The 502-nt window shown below is 41.4% G+C and carries 1 pseudogene; it reads right to left on the minus strand.

Annotated elements, in window-relative coordinates:
- Positions 1–502 (minus strand): annotated as a pseudogene (locus FNZ60_RS09540) (glycine--tRNA ligase subunit beta); the annotation flags it as partial.

Here is a 502-nt window from a genome sequence, read left to right on the forward strand (position 1 = left end):
AAAAGAACAACAGATCTGATAAAATATACGCTGTGTTTTCTGGAAGCAGATTCTGCAATTGTCGCTTTTCGCTTTGAGAGATCTCATATTGATTTTTTGTTGTACGAAAAGATTGGTTGCCAACTGAAACAGTGGCATAAGGTTGATTTTCCAATCCTGCGAAAGGACAAGCCTAATAATTCCTAAGGCTGCTCGTCTTAACGCATAGGGATCTTTTGAGCCTGTTGGTTTTTCATTAATGAGCCAAAAGCCAACCAGCATGTCAATTTTGTCGGCGAGCATAACGGTTATAGCAAGAGGTTCTTGCGGAAGATGATCTGTTGGTCCTTGAGGTTTATAATGCTCTTTAATGGCTTCAGCTACGCGAGGATCTTCCCCTTGAAGAAGGGCATATTTTTGCCCCATTATCCCTTGTAGTTCAGGAAATTCTCCGACAATTTCTGTTTGCAAATCAGCTTTTGCAAGGATTGCTGCACGTTTCGCTAAAAGAGGATCTGCTTGG

It is taken from the genome of Bartonella massiliensis, assembly GCF_902150025.1.
Lineage (GTDB): Bacteria > Pseudomonadota > Alphaproteobacteria > Rhizobiales > Rhizobiaceae > Bartonella > Bartonella massiliensis.